18 protein-coding genes are annotated in these 16,553 nt (G+C 44.6%); all 18 read left to right on the top strand.

Annotated elements, in window-relative coordinates; genetic code table 11:
- Window positions 1–13: 13 nt before the first annotated feature.
- The 18 genes from acpP to sucC all read left to right on the top strand — a co-directional run bounded on the left by acpP (window position 14) and on the right by sucC (window position 16,538).
- On the top strand, window positions 14–247 hold the full coding sequence (acpP, locus tag H7968_RS07515; protein ID WP_039808828.1) for an acyl carrier protein: 234 nt from the start codon (window positions 14–16) through the stop codon (window positions 245–247).
- Window positions 248–436: 189 nt separating this feature from the next.
- Complete coding sequence (rnc, locus tag H7968_RS07510) at window positions 437–1,150, top strand: ribonuclease III (RefSeq protein ID WP_227395901.1); 714 nt, start codon at window positions 437–439, stop codon at window positions 1,148–1,150.
- A complete protein-coding gene (smc, locus tag H7968_RS07505; RefSeq protein ID WP_227395561.1) occupies window positions 1,150–4,713 on the top strand; it encodes a chromosome segregation protein SMC in 3,564 nt (1,187 codons plus the stop codon). Before rnc ends, smc begins: the two co-directional genes overlap by 1 nt.
- Window positions 4,714–4,728: 15 nt before the next feature.
- Window positions 4,729–5,733: a signal recognition particle-docking protein FtsY gene (gene ftsY, locus H7968_RS07500; protein WP_227395560.1), complete on the top strand. Its 1,005-nt coding sequence runs from the start codon at window positions 4,729–4,731 to the stop codon at window positions 5,731–5,733.
- A 129-nt stretch (window positions 5,734–5,862) separates the two neighbouring features.
- A complete protein-coding gene (locus H7968_RS07495) occupies window positions 5,863–6,195 on the top strand; it encodes a putative DNA-binding protein (RefSeq protein ID WP_134371889.1) in 333 nt (110 codons plus the stop codon).
- A gap of 13 nt (window positions 6,196–6,208) precedes the next feature.
- Window positions 6,209–7,558: a signal recognition particle protein gene (ffh, locus tag H7968_RS07490; RefSeq protein WP_227395559.1), complete on the top strand. Its 1,350-nt coding sequence runs from the start codon at window positions 6,209–6,211 to the stop codon at window positions 7,556–7,558.
- Between the two features lie 109 nt (window positions 7,559–7,667).
- The gene (rpsP, locus tag H7968_RS07485; RefSeq protein WP_227395558.1) at window positions 7,668–7,940 is read left to right on the top strand and encodes a 30S ribosomal protein S16; all 273 of its coding nucleotides are present in this window, start codon (window positions 7,668–7,670) and stop codon (window positions 7,938–7,940) included.
- A gap of 9 nt (window positions 7,941–7,949) precedes the next feature.
- A complete protein-coding gene (locus tag H7968_RS07480) occupies window positions 7,950–8,183 on the top strand; it encodes a KH domain-containing protein (RefSeq protein WP_227395557.1) in 234 nt (77 codons plus the stop codon).
- A 66-nt stretch (window positions 8,184–8,249) separates the two neighbouring features.
- Window positions 8,250–8,642: a YlqD family protein gene (locus H7968_RS07475; RefSeq protein ID WP_134371881.1), complete on the top strand. Its 393-nt coding sequence runs from the start codon at window positions 8,250–8,252 to the stop codon at window positions 8,640–8,642.
- Window positions 8,642–9,160: a ribosome maturation factor RimM gene (gene rimM / locus H7968_RS07470; RefSeq protein ID WP_227395556.1), complete on the top strand. Its 519-nt coding sequence runs from the start codon at window positions 8,642–8,644 to the stop codon at window positions 9,158–9,160. The genes H7968_RS07475 and rimM overlap by 1 nt, the downstream gene beginning before the upstream one ends.
- Window positions 9,157–9,891 (top strand): tRNA (guanosine(37)-N1)-methyltransferase TrmD, encoded by a 735-nt coding sequence (gene trmD, locus H7968_RS07465; RefSeq protein WP_227395555.1) that lies wholly within the window; start codon window positions 9,157–9,159, stop codon window positions 9,889–9,891. The genes rimM and trmD overlap by 4 nt, the downstream gene beginning before the upstream one ends.
- Window positions 9,892–10,022: 131 nt before the next feature.
- Window positions 10,023–10,367, top strand: a complete 345-nt coding sequence (gene rplS, locus H7968_RS07460) for a 50S ribosomal protein L19 (RefSeq protein WP_227395554.1) — start codon at window positions 10,023–10,025, stop codon at window positions 10,365–10,367.
- Window positions 10,368–10,532: 165 nt separating this feature from the next.
- The gene (gene lepB, locus H7968_RS07455) at window positions 10,533–11,069 is read left to right on the top strand and encodes a signal peptidase I (RefSeq protein ID WP_227395553.1); all 537 of its coding nucleotides are present in this window, start codon (window positions 10,533–10,535) and stop codon (window positions 11,067–11,069) included.
- A gap of 7 nt (window positions 11,070–11,076) precedes the next feature.
- Entirely contained in the window at window positions 11,077–11,940 is an 864-nt protein-coding gene (ylqF, locus tag H7968_RS07450) for a ribosome biogenesis GTPase YlqF (RefSeq protein ID WP_227395552.1), read from the top strand.
- A 366-nt stretch (window positions 11,941–12,306) separates the two neighbouring features.
- Window positions 12,307–13,110 carry a ribonuclease HII gene (locus H7968_RS07445; protein WP_227395551.1) on the top strand — a complete coding sequence of 268 codons (804 nt, stop codon included), beginning with the start codon at window positions 12,307–12,309 and terminating at the stop codon, window positions 13,108–13,110.
- A 6-nt stretch (window positions 13,111–13,116) separates the two neighbouring features.
- A complete protein-coding gene (locus tag H7968_RS07440) occupies window positions 13,117–14,925 on the top strand; it encodes a hypothetical protein (protein ID WP_227395550.1) in 1,809 nt (602 codons plus the stop codon).
- Window positions 14,922–15,197, top strand: a complete 276-nt coding sequence (locus tag H7968_RS07435) for an EscU/YscU/HrcU family type III secretion system export apparatus switch protein (RefSeq protein ID WP_227395549.1) — start codon at window positions 14,922–14,924, stop codon at window positions 15,195–15,197. The genes H7968_RS07440 and H7968_RS07435 overlap by 4 nt, the downstream gene beginning before the upstream one ends.
- A 180-nt stretch (window positions 15,198–15,377) precedes the next feature.
- On the top strand, window positions 15,378–16,538 hold the full coding sequence (sucC, locus tag H7968_RS07430; RefSeq protein WP_134371863.1) for an ADP-forming succinate--CoA ligase subunit beta: 1,161 nt from the start codon (window positions 15,378–15,380) through the stop codon (window positions 16,536–16,538).
- The last annotated feature ends 15 nt before the right edge of the window (window positions 16,539–16,553 follow it).

Raw genomic sequence — 16,553 nt, 5'->3', positions numbered from 1 at the left:
GGAGGTGACGAACATGGCAGAAGTATTAGACCGCGTAACGAAAATCATCGTTGACCGACTAGGAGTCGATGAATCTGAAGTTAAGCTTGAAGCTTCTTTCAAGGAAGATCTTGGTGCTGATTCACTTGATGTAGTAGAATTAGTAATGGAGCTTGAAGATGAATTTGATATGGAAATTTCTGATGAAGATGCAGAAAAGATTGGTACCGTTGGAGATGCAGTTAGTTACATAGAAAGCAAAATGTAATGCAGTCGGCCGAGACGAACCTTTCTATCCGCTTGGCATGAACCTTCATGCCAAGCTTTTATTTTAATTGGCGTTACAGACCAGAGCGCAGTCTCCTGAGCGGTGTCAACATGTAAGAAATAGATTAATGAATGGCAAGGTGAAGTCCCAGTGGGTAAATATAAAAATGATCAGTTTTCTGCTAAAAGCATGGAACAGAAATTTAAGGAATTTCAGGAAAAGCATGAAATCCAGTTTAATAACAAAAAGCTTTTGATTAAAGCATTTACACATTCATCTTATGTGAATGAGCATCGGAGAAAGCCTTACGAGGATAATGAGCGCCTTGAATTTTTAGGTGACGCTGTTCTTGAACTGTCTGTCTCACATTATTTATTCGGGACATATCCTCAAATGAGTGAGGGAGAGATGACAAAACTCAGAGCAGCCATTGTTTGTGAGCCTTCTCTCGTTGTTTTCGCGAATGAAATGAATTTCGGTGACATGATCCTGCTCGGTAAGGGTGAGGAACAGACAGGCGGAAGAATGCGTCCGGCACTTCTTGCGGATGTGTTTGAAGCGTTTGTCGGCGCACTGTATCTCGATCAGGGAATGGATTCTGTAAAGAAAATCCTTGAAAAGGTCGTCTTCCCGAAAATTGAAACCGGTGCTTTTTCGCATGTGATGGATTACAAGAGTCAGCTGCAGGAGTTTATTCAACGGAACCATTCCGGTACGCTTCAATATGAAATTTTAAAAGAGAAGGGCCCGGCGCATAATCGTGAATTTATCTCAAGAGTGCTGCTTGGTGAAGAGGAGCTTGGTACAGGAACCGGGCGTTCGAAAAAGGAAGCAGAACAGCATGCAGCGGAAAAGGCACTTGTTTATTTAAAGAAAAAGCCTGAACAGCAGGAGAAGGAATAATGTATTTAAAACAACTTGAAGTCGCGGGCTTTAAATCATTTGCAGAAAGAATACATGTGGATTTTGTGCCCGGTGTGACAGCTGTAGTCGGACCAAACGGCAGCGGAAAGAGTAATATTACAGAAGCCATCCGCTGGGTGCTTGGAGAGCAGTCTGCCAAGTCACTGCGCGGAGGGAAAATGGAAGATGTCATTTTCTCCGGAAGTGACTCAAGAAAACCGCTTAATTTTGCAGAGGTGACGCTTATTCTCGATAACGGGGATGGAGCGTTGCCTCTTGACTATGCAGAAGTAAGTGTGACAAGAAGAGTTTACCGGACCGGTGACAGTGAGTATCTGCTGAATAATCAGAGCTGCCGTCTGAAGGATATTGTTGAACTGTTTATCGATACAGGATTGGGCAAAGAAGCCTTTTCCATCATCGGACAGGGACGCGTGGATCAGATTTTAAACAGTAAACCTGAAGACAGAAGAGTGATTCTTGAGGAAGCGGCGGGTGTTCTGAAATATAAAACACGCCGTAAAAAAGCGGATCAGAAATTAACCGAAACACAGGAAAATCTTTACCGGGTACAGGATATTCTGCATGAGCTTGAAGGACAGGTTGAACCTTTGAAAATTCAGGCCTCTTTAGCAAGAGAGTATTTAGCCTATAAAGAAGATCTGAAGCATACAGAGGCAGCTCTTTTAGGTTATGAGATCGGTTCCATGACGGCTGACTGGGAAAATAAGAAACAGCAGCTGGCCGACATGTCTGTGAAAGAAAAAGATATGAAGCTCGAGCTTGACCGGACGGATAGTATTCTTAATGAAAAGCAGACGATGCGTATTCAATGTGAAAAACAAATTGAAACGTCCCAGGCGATTTTGCTTAAGCTGACAGAGGAAACAGAGCAGCTTGAAGGCCGCCGTCAGGTACTCGTTGAGCGCAGAAAAAATGCCGATCAAAATGAAGATCAGCTGAATCAAAAGCTGAAGGAGATTGATCAGCAGCTCGTCCGTGTTAACCATAAGATCAAGGAAAACAAAGAAAAAGCAGCTGATTATAAATCAGATACTGCCTCTCTGAAGAAACAGCTGGCAGAGCTGGATCAATTTTTGAATACATCCGTTAATCAGATTGAAGAGCAGCTTGAACAGGCAAAAAATGATTATTTTGAGTGCCTAAACGATCAGACAGCACTGAAAAATGAGCTGACCTATCTTGAACAGCAGCAAAAGCAGGACTCCGTCCGTGCAGATAAACTCACGGGTCAAAACGTGACGTTTATTCAGGAGCGTGAGAAGCATCAGCAAAGATATACGGAATTGCAGGGCGTCTTACAGAAGAAAACGGAGGAACTTGAAAGCATGTCCGCCGAGTATCGTGGGCTACAGGAAAGAAGAAGCCATCTCCTCCAGGAGGCAGAGCAGTTTGAAGCAAAACTCTACAAGGCTTATCAGTACGTGAGTGAAGCCAAGTCGAGAAAATCAATGCTCGAATCTATGGAAGAGGAGTTTTCAGGATTTTATCAGGGCGTAAAGGAAATACTGAAAGCCCGGGGTAATGCTCTTTCAGGAATTGAAGGAGCGGTTGCAGAGCTGATTGATGTTGAAAAGGAAACGGAAACAGCGATTGAAACAGCGCTCGGCGGATCGATGCAGAGCATTGTAACCGTTTCGGAAAAAGAAGCGAGAGATGCCATTCAGTTTTTAAAGAAAAACCGGATGGGGCGCGCTACTTTTCTTCCGATGACCGTTATTAAGTCAAGGCTTGTTCCATCATCCGTTCTTCATCAGATCAATGGACATCAGGCATTTATCAATACGGCCTCAGCCCTTGTTTCATTTGATGAAAAATATCGTCATGTCATTGAAAATCTCCTTGGTAACGTCATTGTTGCACGGGATTTGAAAGGTGCCAATGAATTAGCAAAACAGCTCGGATACAGATACCGGATTGTGACGCTTGACGGTGACCTGGTCAATCCGGGAGGCTCGATGACAGGTGGAGCGCAGGCGAAAAAAAGCAGCTCGATCTTTTCCCGTAAAAACGAGCTTGATCAGCTGACGGCACAAATACCTGACTTTGAACAGACTGCAGTGAAGCTTGAAAAGAAAGTGCAGGAACTCAAACAACAGGCTGCCACAGCAGATCACGAGATGGAAACACTCAGAACTTCAGGTGAGCAAATGCGTATTCAGGAGTCGGAACTGAAGGCTGAACTCCGCGAAGCAGAAGCCGCATTAAAGAAAACAGATGAACAGCTTGCCCTATATGATCTCGAAATTGCTGAATATCAGGATGCAAGTAAATCTGTGACAGCGAAGACAGCTGACATTAAGCAAAAGCTTGAAAGATCTGTTGTTGAGCTTGAACAGCTTGATCTCACCATTAAAGAGCTGACGAAGCAGAAACAGGTTCAAAGCTCATCAAGAGATGAGAAAATCCAGGTAAAATCAAAGCTTCAATCAAAGCTTGCCGTTTCAGAAGAAAAGCTTTCTCAACGTAAAAGAGAGGAACGGGAGCTGCAGGAAACCTTATTAGAGCTTGAACAAAACAAAAAAAATACAGCAGAAGATCTCACCTGGCTGTCAAAAGAAATGACATCAGGAGAAGATCAGACTGTGGTTCTTCAAAGGCAAATTGCTGACAAACAGGCTGAACGTCAATCATTGATGGACGAGCTCGGTGCGAAAAAAGAAGAACGTGAAGAGCTTGAGGAAACGATCCAAAAGCTGACTGCCTCCTATAAGGAACTCAGCAGACTGCATCAGGGTCTCTCTGAAGGCATTAATGACCTAAGAGTGAAAAACGGACGTTTAGAGTCAGATATTGATTACAGACTGAATAAGCTGCAGGAAGAGTATGAACTATCCTATGAGGCTGCCATTGAAGAATATCCGCTCGTGGTAGATCCCGAGGAAGCGAAAGTAAAGGTTAAGCTGATCAAGCTTTCCATTTCAGAGCTTGGTTCCGTCAATCTCGGGGCCATTGAGGAATACGACAGGGTATCAGAACGATACGAATTCCTCATTGAACAGCAGACTGATCTCAACGAAGCCAAAAGCAATCTGATGCAGGTCATCAGTGAAATGGATGATGAAATGTCAAGACGCTTTAAAGAGACATTCGATCAGGTAAAGATTCATTTTGCTTCTGTATTTGTAGAGCTTTTCGGCGGGGGACGCGCAGAGCTTAAGCTGACTGATCCTCAGGATATGCTTCATACGGGGATAGATATCGTGGCACAACCGCCTGGTAAGAAGCTTCAAAACCTGAGCCTTCTTTCAGGAGGGGAACGTGCACTGACTGCGATTGCCTTACTGTTCGCCATTTTGCATGTCAGACCGGTTCCTTTCTGTATTCTGGATGAGGTGGAAGCGGCGCTTGATGAAGCGAATGTACAGCGCTTCAGTCAGTACCTGAACCGCTTCAGTGAGCAATCACAGTTTATTGTGATTACCCACCGCAAAGGAACGATGGAGGGTGCTGATGTCCTTTACGGTGTAACGATGCAGGAGTCTGGTGTTTCAAAGCTTGTCTCGGTAAAATTTGAAGAAGAACAAAATATGCTGACCTAAAACAGGGGGATACTGATGAGTTTCTTTAAAAAGTTAAAAGAAAAATTCACACAGACTGAAGAGCCGTCAACGGATAAATACCGTGACGGCCTGACGAAAACTAGAAACAGCTTTACTTCAAGAATGAATGATCTTGTAGCCCGCTACCGGATCGTAGATGAGGATTTCTTCGAAGAACTAGAAGAAGTGCTGATTCAGGCTGATGTCGGTTTTGATACGGTCATGGAGCTTGTGGAAGAACTGAAGATGGAAGTAAAGCGCCAGAATATTAAAGATACGGAAGAAATCCGCAGTGTCATTTCCCAGAAGCTTGTCGACATCTATTATGATGGGGAAGAGCCGGCTGAAGCGTTAAACATTCAGGAAAACGAGCTGACCGTGATTTTATTTGTGGGTGTAAACGGTGTTGGGAAAACGACAACAATCGGAAAACTCGCACATCAGTTTAAGCAGGAAGGAAAGTCGGTTCTTCTGGCAGCGGGCGATACATTCCGTGCAGGTGCCATTGAGCAGCTTGAAGTATGGGGTGAGCGAGTCGGCGTTGACGTGATTAAACAGAGCGAAGGGTCAGATCCTGCTGCTGTTATGTATGATGCGGTGCAGTCTGCCAAAGCCAGAAAAGCCGATATTCTGATTTGTGATACCGCAGGACGTCTGCAAAATAAAGTGAACCTCATGAAAGAGCTGGAAAAAGTGAAGCGCGTCATTGAGCGTGAAGTGCCGGGTGCTCCGCATGAAGTTCTGATGGCGCTCGATGCGACAACTGGTCAGAATGCCATGACCCAGGCGAAAATTTTCAAAGAAGCAACTGACGTTTCAGGGATTGTGCTGACGAAACTTGATGGAACGGCCAAGGGTGGAATCGTCATTGCGATTAAAAAAGAGCTTGGTATTCCTGTTAAGTACGTAGGGCTTGGGGAGAAGATGGACGATCTTCAGCCGTTTGATGCGGAACGATATGTGTACGGTCTCTTTGCAGATCTCGTTGATAAAGAAGAGATCATTGCTGAAGAAGATTAATACACTTTACACATGCCCATCCTCTTGACTTGAGGGAACACCTGAATTGAGCCTTTATATTGACATCATACCGGGATCACGGTATGATTTCACTGTAAAGGCTTTTCACTTAACAAAGGGGGGCGTGTCATGCTCGAGAAAACGACCAGAGTGAATTTTCTCTATGATTTTTATCAGATGCTGTTAACACCAAAACAGCGGAGCTACATGTCTCTATATTATCTGGATGATTATTCTTTGGGGGAAATTGCAGAAGAGTATGATGTCAGCCGTCAGGCAGTGTATGACAATATTAAGAGAACAGAAGCAATGCTTGAGGAATATGAATCAAAATTATTGTTATTTCAAAAATTTCAGGAGCGTGCCGGGATGATTGGCAGACTGAGAGAGGCTGCTGCTGCAGAACCTCCATCAAAAGAAGTGCTATTGCCGATTATTGATGCGCTTGAGGAATTAGAGTAGGAGGCTTCACGATATGGCATTTGAAGGATTAGCCGACCGTCTGCAGGGATCCATTCAGAAGATCCGCGGAAAAGGAAAGGTTAGCGAAGCTGACGTAAAAGAAATGATGAGGGAAGTCCGACTCGCTTTACTGGAAGCGGATGTTAACTTCAAGGTTGTTAAAAGCTTTGTCAAACGCGTTAGTGAAAGAGCTGTCGGTCAGGAAGTCATGAAGTCCCTGACACCCGGACAGCAGGTCATTAAGGTTGTAAAGGAAGAACTCACCGAATTAATGGGTGGGGAACAGAGTCAGATCGCAGTGGCGAAGAAAGCACCTACTGTCATTATGATGGTAGGACTTCAGGGTGCCGGTAAAACAACCACCGCAGGTAAACTTGCCGGACTGCTGCGTAAAAAGCATAACCGCAAGCCTCTTCTTGTTGCTGCTGATATTTACCGTCCTGCTGCGATCAAGCAGCTTGAAACACTCGGTAAACAGCTCAGTCTTCCTGTTTTCTCAATGGGGGATCAGGTAAGCCCTGTTGAAATTGCAAAAGCGGGGATTGAAAAAGCGAAGGAAGAACACCATGATTATGTGCTGATCGATACAGCCGGCCGCCTGCACGTTGATGAAGAGCTGATGGATGAGCTTAAGCAGATCAAAGAGCTTACTTCTCCTGATGAAATCTTTCTTGTTGTGGACTCCATGACCGGTCAGGATGCAGTGAATGTTGCGCAAAACTTTGATGATGCACTAGGTGTCTCAGGTGTCATTCTGACAAAGCTTGACGGGGACACGCGTGGTGGTGCCGCGCTCTCGATCCGTTCTGTAACAGGAAAACCGGTGAAATTTGTCGGGATGGGTGAAAAAATGGATGCGCTTGAGCCGTTTCATCCTGAACGAATGGCTTCCCGTATTCTCGGAATGGGTGATATGCTCTCGCTTATCGAGAAAGCCCAGACGAATGTCGATGAAGCAAAAGCAAAGGAAATGGAACAAAAGCTTCGTACGGCTTCATTTACCCTTGATGATTTCCTTGATCAGCTCGGTCAGGTGAAACAAATGGGACCACTGGATGAATTGTTAAAAATGATTCCCGGTGCAAACAAAATGAAGGGCCTTGATAATATCGAGGTTGACGGCAAGCAGCTTGGACATGTTGAAGCGATCATCCAGTCAATGACGCCTCAGGAGAAAGAGCAGCCAGAAATTATTAATGCAAGCCGCAGGAAAAGAATTTCCCGTGGAAGCGGTCGTCCGATTCAGGAAATCAACCGTCTGTTAAAGCAGTTTGAAGAAATGAAAAAGATGATGAAGCAAATGACAAATGCCCAGGCCAAAGGGAAAAAACGCGGAGGATTTAACTTCCCGTTCATGCAGTAAACCGGCATTTTTATAAAAAAATCAGTGTGTTAAGAAAAAAGACTTTACAAAGGGTCAAACCCTTGCTATTATACTATCTTGTGTGAAACTATTCGGAGGTGCAATAAAAATGGCAGTAAAAATTCGTTTAAAGCGTATGGGAGCTAAAAAATCCCCATTCTATCGTATTGTAGTAGCAGATTCTCGTTCACCACGTGATGGACGTTTCATCGAAACAGTAGGAACTTACAACCCGGTTGCTAACCCAGCTGTAGTAGATATCAACGAAGAAGCGGTTCTTAAGTGGATGAGCAATGGCGCGAAGCCTTCTGACACTGTACGTAACCTTCTTTCTAACGAAGGCATTATGGAGAAATTCCATAACACAAAGCACGGTAAATAAGAGACGTATATGAGAGAGCTTATCGAAACGATTGTCAAGCCTCTTGTAGATCACCCGGAGGCAGTGAGCGTTAACGTTCATGAAGATGAACAGACAATCGCTTACCGCCTCTCAGTCCACCCGGACGATATGGGTAAAGTCATTGGCAAACAAGGCAGAGTTGCGAAAGCTATACGTACTGTAACTTTTGCTGCTGAAAGTAGTCAGAAGAAAAAAACCGTACTTGAAATAATTGATCAGTAAAAGGGAGGCAGATGTCCTCCCTTTTGCTGTATAATGAAATGGATTTCAAAAAAGGAGTTGCTCAACATGCAGGTTACTCAAAAAGTAGTCATTAAAGAAATAATGACAAACTCTTCAAAAAAACGTTTAAAGGACTCTCTTGCACAGAAAAATGATCGTGCGCAGAAAGAGATTGAACAGCTGATCTTTCAGCAGAAAAAACTCGAGAAGCAATTTGAACAATCTAATGATGCGGTGAAAAACCGTATTAACCAGGAAATTAATAAAAGACGTCAGCTGATCGCGCAGGTGAATGCGCAGGAAAAGACGATTGAAGATATGCCGATGGGTACGGAATATACATTGCGTGAAACGGACATGCTAGTAGACCTGTCTGAAGGAAGCATCTGGCATCCGGATCAGAAGCCTGTCATCGTACTTGAGGACGGTATGGTGAAGGAAATCCGTCAGGGGTGGTAATGATGGAATGGTTCGATGTAGGTAAGATCGTTAATACGCATGGTATCAAAGGGGAAGTCCGTGTCATCTCAAGTACGGATTTTCCTGAGGAACGCTATGCAAAAGGCAGTAATCTTTTTCTTTTTACAAAACAGAGCAGCGAACCGCTTGAACTGACAGTCAAGCATCACCGTAAGCATAAAAACTTTGACCTTCTAACATTTGAAGGTTTGGATAATGTCAATGAAGTAGAGCCGTTTAAAGAAGGCATTCTTCGGATTACAGATAAACAGCTGACAGACCTTGATGATCATGAATACTATTATCATGAAATCATTGGCTGCGAAGTTGTAACAGATGCAGGTGAATCAGTCGGCACGATTAAAGAGATTCTTTCACCGGGCGCCAATGATGTGTGGGTTGTGCAGACCGCTGCTAAAAAAGAGGTCATGATTCCGTTTATTGCAGACATTGTACTGGACGTTGATCCTGAAAACAAAAAAGTCGTGATCCACCCGATGGAGGGGCTGCTGGAATGAAAATTGACGTTCTCTCTCTCTTTCCATCTATGTTTGATGGCGTCTTCGGAGAATCCATTTTGAAGAAGGCGAAGGAAAAAGGAGCAGTTGACTACAACGTAACCGATTTTCGTCAGTTTTCAGGCAACAAGCATAACTCTGTTGACGATTACCCATACGGAGGCGGAGCGGGAATGGTGTTAAAGCCTGAACCGATTTTCGAAGCTGTCCACCAGCTGACTCAGGGAACTGAAAAAGCACCAAGAATTATCCTCATGTGTCCTCAGGGTGAAAGGTATACGCAAAAAAAAGCAGAAGAGCTCTCAAAGGAAGAGCATCTTGTCTTTATTTGCGGACACTATGAAGGGTACGATGAGAGAATCCGTGAGCATCTTGTGACAGATGAAATCTCCATTGGTGATTTCGTTCTGACAGGCGGTGAACTCGGTGCGATGACGGTCATTGACAGTGTCGTCAGGCTGCTGCCCGGTGTGCTTGGAAACGATGAATCTGCCGTTAAGGACTCACATTCGAGCGGGCTTCTGGAGCACCCTCACTACACGCGTCCTGCAGAATATAATGGTCACAAGGTTCCTGACGTCCTATTGTCCGGAAATCACAGTAAAATTGATGAGTGGAGAATGAAGGAATCATTAAGGAGAACTTGGACCAGACGCCCGGATCTTCTTGACGTTTATCCACTTTCAGACCAGCAGAAAAAATGGATTGAAGAAATCAAAAAAGAACATTGAAACAGATCGGCAGCTGTGGTATTATGAATCTTGTGCTTAGTTCACATCAGTGAATAAGCCTTGAAAACGGTGTTCCGCTGCATAAATGGTCACAGAACCGCAAGAACATCTGTTGGAAGGAGTTGAAATCGATGCATAATTTAATTCAAGAAATTACAAAAGAACAACTTCGTTCTGATCTTCCTGTATTCAAGCCGGGTGATACTGTAAAGGTTCACGTTAAGGTTGTTGAGGGAACTCGTGAGCGTATCCAGGTGTTCGAAGGTGTTGTTATTAAACGCCGTGGCGGTGGAGTAAGTGAAACATTTACTGTACGTAAGATCTCTTACGGAGTAGGTGTTGAGCGTACATTCCCTGTACACACACCAAAAATTGCGAAGCTTGATGTTGTGCGTCGCGGTAAAGTTCGTCGTGCGAAACTTTACTACCTGCGTAACCTGCGCGGTAAAGCGGCCCGTATTAAAGAAATTCGCTAATAATGAAAAAAGAGCTTGCTTGCAAGCTCTTTTTTTAATGTGAAAATATCATGTAACCTATAACATTCATATATAGTTTCTTGCCCTGCTTCTTTCGTTCAAATACACGTTATTCCTCACCTGCTGTGCTAAAATAGAGAAAGCAGATTACATGGGGGCGTTTAAATGAGAAAGGCTAAGAATGAATGGTGGGAATGGTCCAAAATCCTGTTGATTGCCATTGTTTGTGCCGCGGGTATCCGCTACTTTTTATTTTCTCCAGTTGTTGTAGATGGAAGTTCCATGAATCCGGCGCTTAAAGATGGGGACAGGTTAATTGTGAATAAGCTGAATTACCGTCTTGAAGAGCCTGAGCGGTTTGACATGGTGGTTTTCCATGCGTCAGAAAGTGATGATTATATTAAACGGGTAATCGGTCTTCCCGGTGAAACTGTTGCATTTAAAGAGGGTAAGCTATACATAAATGATCAGTTGACGGAAGAACAGTTTTTAGATGAAGAAGCGGTAACCGCTGACTTTACACTGGAGGAATTAACAGGTGAGAAAACGGTTCCTGAGGGTCATTTATTTGTCATGGGTGATAACCGGTCTAAAAGCCGTGACAGCCGCCACATCGGTCCTGTATCGGTAGAATCAGTCGTAGGTGTCATGTCGATTGTGTTCTGGCCACCTGAGGACTTTAAAGTTGTAAGTAAGGAGTGAATGATAGATGAGTATTCAATGGTTTCCTGGACATATGGCGAAAGCCAGAAGACAGGTAACAGAAAAACTTAAATTAGTGGACATCGTATTTGAACTTGTAGACGCACGTATTCCCGTATCCTCAAGAAATCCGATGATCGAAGAAATCATTGGTCAAAAGCCAAGGCTGATCCTGATCAATAAAGCAGATATGGCAGATCCGGTAAAAACAAAAGAATGGATCCAATATTTTGCCGATCAGGGACTGCCTGCTGTAGCCATAAATTCTGATAAAGGAACAGGTCTCCAGCAAATCCAAAAAGAATCCATGAAAATCTTAAAGGATAAATGGGACAGAATGAAATCAAGAGGAATCCGGCCACGAGCCATGCGTGCCATGATCGTTGGAATTCCGAACGTCGGAAAATCAACACTCATTAACCGCCTGGCTAAAAAAAATATTGCCCAAACAGGAAACCGCCCGGGTGTAACAAAAGCCCAGCAGTGGATTAAAGCCGGTAAGGAAATGGAGCTTCTCGATACACCGGGTATTTTATGGCCAAAATTCGAAGATCAGCAGGTAGGATACAAACTTGCGCTTACAGGTGCCATCAAAGATACCATCCTGAATCTTCAGGACATCGCCCTATACGCGCTTAGGTTCCTTGAAACCTACTATCCGGAAAGACTGAAAGAACGTTACCAGATGGACGTCATCCATGAGGATGCAGCAGAGCTGTTTAACCATATCGGAAAAAAACGCGGCTGTCTGATGGCCGGTGGTGAAGTCGACTACGACAAAACAGCCGACCTCATCGTCCGCGACATCAGAAACACCCAATTCGGCCCCATCACATTCGACCTTGAAGCACTGGATGACGTAGAAAATTAATCGTTAAAACCGTGCTGAATAATTCCTGGCATAGTTGTTAAAAAAATGATGTTTTAATTAGTCAGAAATCAGTTGGAAATATTTATATGAGAATATTTAAGATAGACTTTACTGTTTTTTAGTAAAAAATACGATTCTCTACTATCGGTTAAATTCCTTAATTTAAGTACTCAACAGATTATGCACATTATAAGTGCCGGGTCATTCCGTAGACTCCTGCGGCAGAGGAGCGACAGGTGAGACAGCGTAGCGCAAAGCGCAAGCTGGCTCACCGCGCGGCCGCGGAAAGCGAAGGAATGACCCGGCACGGTTGATACTTGCAATACCCTTTAAAGGCTCCCTCTAAAAAGGGAGTCTTTATTTTAAATGAAACGAGCCGATATAAGAAGAAAGGTGACAACGATGACATCAATAAAAGAATGGCGTGAAATCCTCGATTCGCTTGATCCGAATCAGCCAATCCCAGCCGAACTGTTACAGGATAAAAGAAAAGGTGCACTCGCCCTAGTGGAGAGACACACAAAAAAACAGCACAGAGCTCAGGTGTTAAAGGAACAGTACGAACAAATGCTGCGCTATGAAAATGAGGCGAAATCAAATGGTAAAAAGCTGATCGCTGGTCTGGACGAAGCAGGCCGAGGACCTCTTGCCGGACCAGTAGTAGCTGCAGCCGCCATCCTTCCTGAAGACTTTTATCTCCCGGGTCTGAATGATTCCAAAAAGATCGGGCGCGCACAAAGAGAGCTGTTTTTCGAAGAAATTATGAAGCATGCAGATGTCGGGGTAGGGATCATAGAGGCTGAAGAAATCGATCAAATCAATATTTTAAATGCCTCAAAAAAAGCAATGGAAATGGCATTGACACAATTAAAGAGCCGGCCTGACCATGCTTTGATTGATGCGGTGGAGCTCCGGATTCCAATTTCGCAGAAATCCATCATAAAAGGCGATGCAAAAAGTGTCAGTATCGCAGCGGCTTCTATCGTTGCCAAGGTAACCAGAGACAGGCTGATGGAACAGGCTGCCGAACGGTTCCCTGAATATGGCTTTGACAACCACGCCGGCTACGGTACGAAACAGCATGTAGAAGCTTTACATAAGTACGGACCAACTGACATTCACAGGTTATCGTTTGAGCCTGTAAAATCTATTGCTGCCAAGAGGAGATGATGACACATGCCCTCATCACATATAACCGGCCAGACGCGTGCGCAAGTTCCTGCATCTCCGCAGGAACGAAACCAGACGCTCAAACACGGTCAGATTGTTTATGGAAAAATCAGCAGGTTGATGCCTAATCAGACAGCTGAAGTACAGATCGGTAATCGGACTCACGTAGTAAAGCTGGACGCTGTTTTTTCTGAGGGAGAAGCAAGGTGGCTCCAGATTACGAATGACGGCCGGGAAATCAGTGTCAAACCTGTCGGTAATCAGACGCCGGGGGAAAGCACGCGCCAGACTGTAACTGCTCTGCTTCAGTCACTACAGTTGACTGACAATAAGGAGTTGAGACAGCTTCTTACGAGTATGTTTGAAAATAAATGGCCGGTGACCGCGGAAAAAGTAACAGCTGCTGCTTCTTTTTTAACAGCAGCAGGAAATAAAACGGAGGCACTGTCAGTTTTAAAATGGATGGCATCAAAAGATCTTCCATTTAAAGCGCCTGTATTTCAGGCGGCGTCCAGTGCAAATGAAGCCGCGAGATCTCCTGTTACTGCGCTTGTTAATCAGCTGACTGAAGCTCTGCAAAGCAGTGACAGGCCCGCTCTTAGCCGAACGCTGCAGACAATCGACGCTCCCTATCAGAAGGCGGTATCGGAGCAATTCGTTCAACGGTTACTGGAAAGAACAGTAGACAGCCAGCACCCGCAGAAAAATCAGGCTGTTGAAGTACTGAAAAATCTTGGTGTGCTGATTGAAAAAGGAGCCGGTACACCTGTTTTAAACGGGCTTACATTGCCTTCGCACGGTACAGGGAATGCGCAGAGTCCTGACGTACAGGCCAACCGCTTGTGGCAGGGTTTAATGGCTTTACAAAAAGAATTTCAGGCATTACCCGCTGCAAAACCTGAACAGCTGCAGCAGATTCATCAGGCACTCTCTCTCGTTTCAGGGACACCTGTTTCATCAGCAGGAAATCAACAGGCTGCACAGCTTTTTATTCAGGTTCAGTCTACGCTGCAGCAAATCAAACCTGGTGCGCCACTATTAACGGTGCAGCACCTGATTCCCCAAATGCCTGATTCAGTTATGCCGCTCGTCAGACAATTGTTACCGGAGGGGGCTGTAACTGCCGGACAGCCGCCTGCAGTCACGGTAGCCCTTGCTGAATCGCAGTCGCTGCTCGGTACTCAGGGAAGCAGTCACTCCTTTATGCACGTTTTAAAGCAGCTGATTCAGGCAACCGGTATAGATTATGAAGCGCGGCTTCTGAATCAGACACTGCCGCCTGAAAAAGCGGCAGAGGCATTAAAACCTCAGCTTTTATCACTGATCGCGGATTCCACGCAGCCGGCTTCAGTCAGGGAAAGTGCTGAAACACTCGTAAGCCGCTTAAACGGGATGCAGCTTTTTTCCACTGATAATGGTCCGATGCAGCAGCTGCTGATGCAGTTTCCAATGCATCTTGGGAACCAGCAGTCTGATGTGATCATGCAGTGGAGCGGCAGAAAGAAGGCAACAGGGCAGCTGGATCCGGATTTCGCAAGAGTGCTGTTTTACATTACGCTGAAAGAATTAAAGGAAAGTGTCATTGATATGAATGTTCAAAACCGCGTCATCACGCTTGATATTTATAATGAACATAATGGACTTGATGAGCTGGCTGAGCCGCTCGTACCAGTCTTAAAAGATGCGCTGAATCAAATGGGTTATCAGCTGTCCTCAGTTAAATTCCATGTTGCGGGTGAAGTGGACCCGCCAATCATCAGTCCGGCTGAAGACGTGCTGCTAACCGGCTATCATAAGGTGGATTACAAAGCATGAATGAGAAAAATAAACGATTGCAGGCAGTCGCGCTTACGTATAAGTCTGATCAGCAGCTCGCACCGGTCGTAACGGCTAAGGGAAAAGGGAAGCTTGCAGAAACAATTATTGAAAAAGCAAATGAGCATCAGGTTCCTGTGCAGCAGGATGAATCACTTGTTGAGCTTCTCGGCCAGCTGGAGCTGAACGAAGCGATACCGGATGATCTGTATCAGGCAGTTGCAGAAGTGTTTGCTTTCATCTACAGACTTGATCAGCAGAAGAAACAATAAGTGAATAAAAACAGAGTCCGGTCATTTACATATATGTATGATCGGACTCTGTTTTTTCTGACTTTTCAGTTATTTGTGTCTTTTTTCACAAGATCGCCTTAAATAGTAGACATGACCTCTGTCATTCTATACAATGAAAGCGCAGTCTATTTTCAAAAGAGTTTGATAGGAGGATGGAACATGAATATCCACGAGTATCAGGGAAAGGAACTCCTCAGAAAATATGGGGTATCCGTTCCAAGAGGTTACGTAGCATTCACGCCTAAAGAGGCTGTTGAAGCAGCGAAAGAGCTTGGTTCATCAGTAACGGTTGTAAAAGCTCAGATCCATGCAGGCGGCCGCGGTAAAGCTGGCGGTGTCAAAATCGCAAAAAGTCTGGATGAGGTTCGTACATATGCAAAAGAACTTTTAGGAAAAACGCTGGTGACGCACCAGACGGGTCCTGAAGGAAAAGAAATTAAGCGCTTACTTATTGAAGAAGGATGCGACATCAAAAAAGAATACTACATCGGTTTAGTATTAGACCGTGCAACATCACGTATTACGTTGATGGCATCAGAAGAAGGCGGCACGGAAATCGAGGAAGTGGCGGAAGCGACTCCTGAAAAAATCTTCCGTGAAACGATTGATCCGGTTGTTGGTCTTACAGCGTTCCAGGCACGCCGTGTAGCGTTTAATATCAACATTCCAAAAGAGCTTGTAAATAAAGCGGTTAAGTTCATGCTTGGACTTTACAAAATGTTTATCGAAAAAGATTGTTCAATCGCGGAAATTAATCCGCTTGTTACAACTGGCGACGGAAACGTAATGGCGCTTGATGCAAAGCTTAACTTTGATGCAAACGCGCTTTACCGTCAGAAAGATGTAATGGAATTCCGTGATCTTGATGAAGAGGATGCAAAGGAAATCGAAGCATCGAAATACGACCTAAGCTACATCTCACTTGATGGGAACATCGGCTGTATGGTTAATGGTGCCGGACTTGCGATGGCGACGATGGATATTATCAAACATTACGGCGGAGACCCGGCCAACTTCCTTGATGTTGGGGGCGGCGCAACGGCAGAGAAGGTTACTGAAGCGTTCAAAATCATCCTTTCAGATGAAAATGTAAAAGGAATTTTCGTTAACATTTTCGGTGGAATTATGAAGTGTGACATTATTGCCGAAGGTGTTGTTGAGGCAGCGAAACAGGTTGGCCTTAAAGTACCTCTTGTTGTTCGTCTTGAAGGAACAAACGTTGAACTTGGTAAGAAAATTCTAAATGAGTCAGATCTTGATATCGTTGCTGCAGGAACAATGGCAGACGGCGCACAAAAGATCGTGGAACTTGTAGGCTGAGAAAGGCAGGGAGCA

The sequence above is a fragment of the Jeotgalibacillus aurantiacus genome (genome assembly GCF_020595125.1).
In the GTDB taxonomy this organism is placed as follows: domain Bacteria; phylum Bacillota; class Bacilli; order Bacillales; family Jeotgalibacillaceae; genus Jeotgalibacillus; species Jeotgalibacillus aurantiacus.
The sequence above is the reverse complement of the archived record's forward strand: the minus strand, read 5'-3'. Positions and strand labels throughout refer to the sequence as shown.

Bases quoted from the DNA above. Each gene is read 5' to 3' on its own strand.
- ffh (WP_227395559.1), top strand. From the start codon at position 6,209: ATGGCATTTGAAGGATTAGCCGACCGTCTGCAGGGATCCATTCAGAAG.
- rimM (WP_227395556.1), top strand. From the start codon at position 8,642: ATGATGGAATGGTTCGATGTAGGTAAGATCGTTAATACGCATGGTATC.
- smc (WP_227395561.1), top strand. From the start codon at position 1,150: ATGTATTTAAAACAACTTGAAGTCGCGGGCTTTAAATCATTTGCAGAA.
- H7968_RS07445 (WP_227395551.1), top strand. From the start codon at position 12,307: ATGAAACGAGCCGATATAAGAAGAAAGGTGACAACGATGACATCAATA.
- H7968_RS07475 (WP_134371881.1), top strand. From the start codon at position 8,250: ATGCAGGTTACTCAAAAAGTAGTCATTAAAGAAATAATGACAAACTCT.
- rplS (WP_227395554.1), top strand. From the start codon at position 10,023: ATGCATAATTTAATTCAAGAAATTACAAAAGAACAACTTCGTTCTGAT.
- H7968_RS07495 (WP_134371889.1), top strand. From the start codon at position 5,863: ATGCTCGAGAAAACGACCAGAGTGAATTTTCTCTATGATTTTTATCAG.
- sucC (WP_134371863.1), top strand. From the start codon at position 15,378: ATGAATATCCACGAGTATCAGGGAAAGGAACTCCTCAGAAAATATGGG.
- acpP (WP_039808828.1), top strand. From the start codon at position 14: ATGGCAGAAGTATTAGACCGCGTAACGAAAATCATCGTTGACCGACTA.
- ftsY (WP_227395560.1), top strand. From the start codon at position 4,729: ATGAGTTTCTTTAAAAAGTTAAAAGAAAAATTCACACAGACTGAAGAG.
- ylqF (WP_227395552.1), top strand. From the start codon at position 11,077: ATGAGTATTCAATGGTTTCCTGGACATATGGCGAAAGCCAGAAGACAG.
- H7968_RS07440 (WP_227395550.1), top strand. From the start codon at position 13,117: ATGCCCTCATCACATATAACCGGCCAGACGCGTGCGCAAGTTCCTGCA.
- H7968_RS07435 (WP_227395549.1), top strand. From the start codon at position 14,922: ATGAATGAGAAAAATAAACGATTGCAGGCAGTCGCGCTTACGTATAAG.
- lepB (WP_227395553.1), top strand. From the start codon at position 10,533: ATGAGAAAGGCTAAGAATGAATGGTGGGAATGGTCCAAAATCCTGTTG.
- H7968_RS07480 (WP_227395557.1), top strand. From the start codon at position 7,950: ATGAGAGAGCTTATCGAAACGATTGTCAAGCCTCTTGTAGATCACCCG.
- rpsP (WP_227395558.1), top strand. From the start codon at position 7,668: ATGGCAGTAAAAATTCGTTTAAAGCGTATGGGAGCTAAAAAATCCCCA.
- trmD (WP_227395555.1), top strand. From the start codon at position 9,157: ATGAAAATTGACGTTCTCTCTCTCTTTCCATCTATGTTTGATGGCGTC.
- rnc (WP_227395901.1), top strand. From the start codon at position 437: ATGGAACAGAAATTTAAGGAATTTCAGGAAAAGCATGAAATCCAGTTT.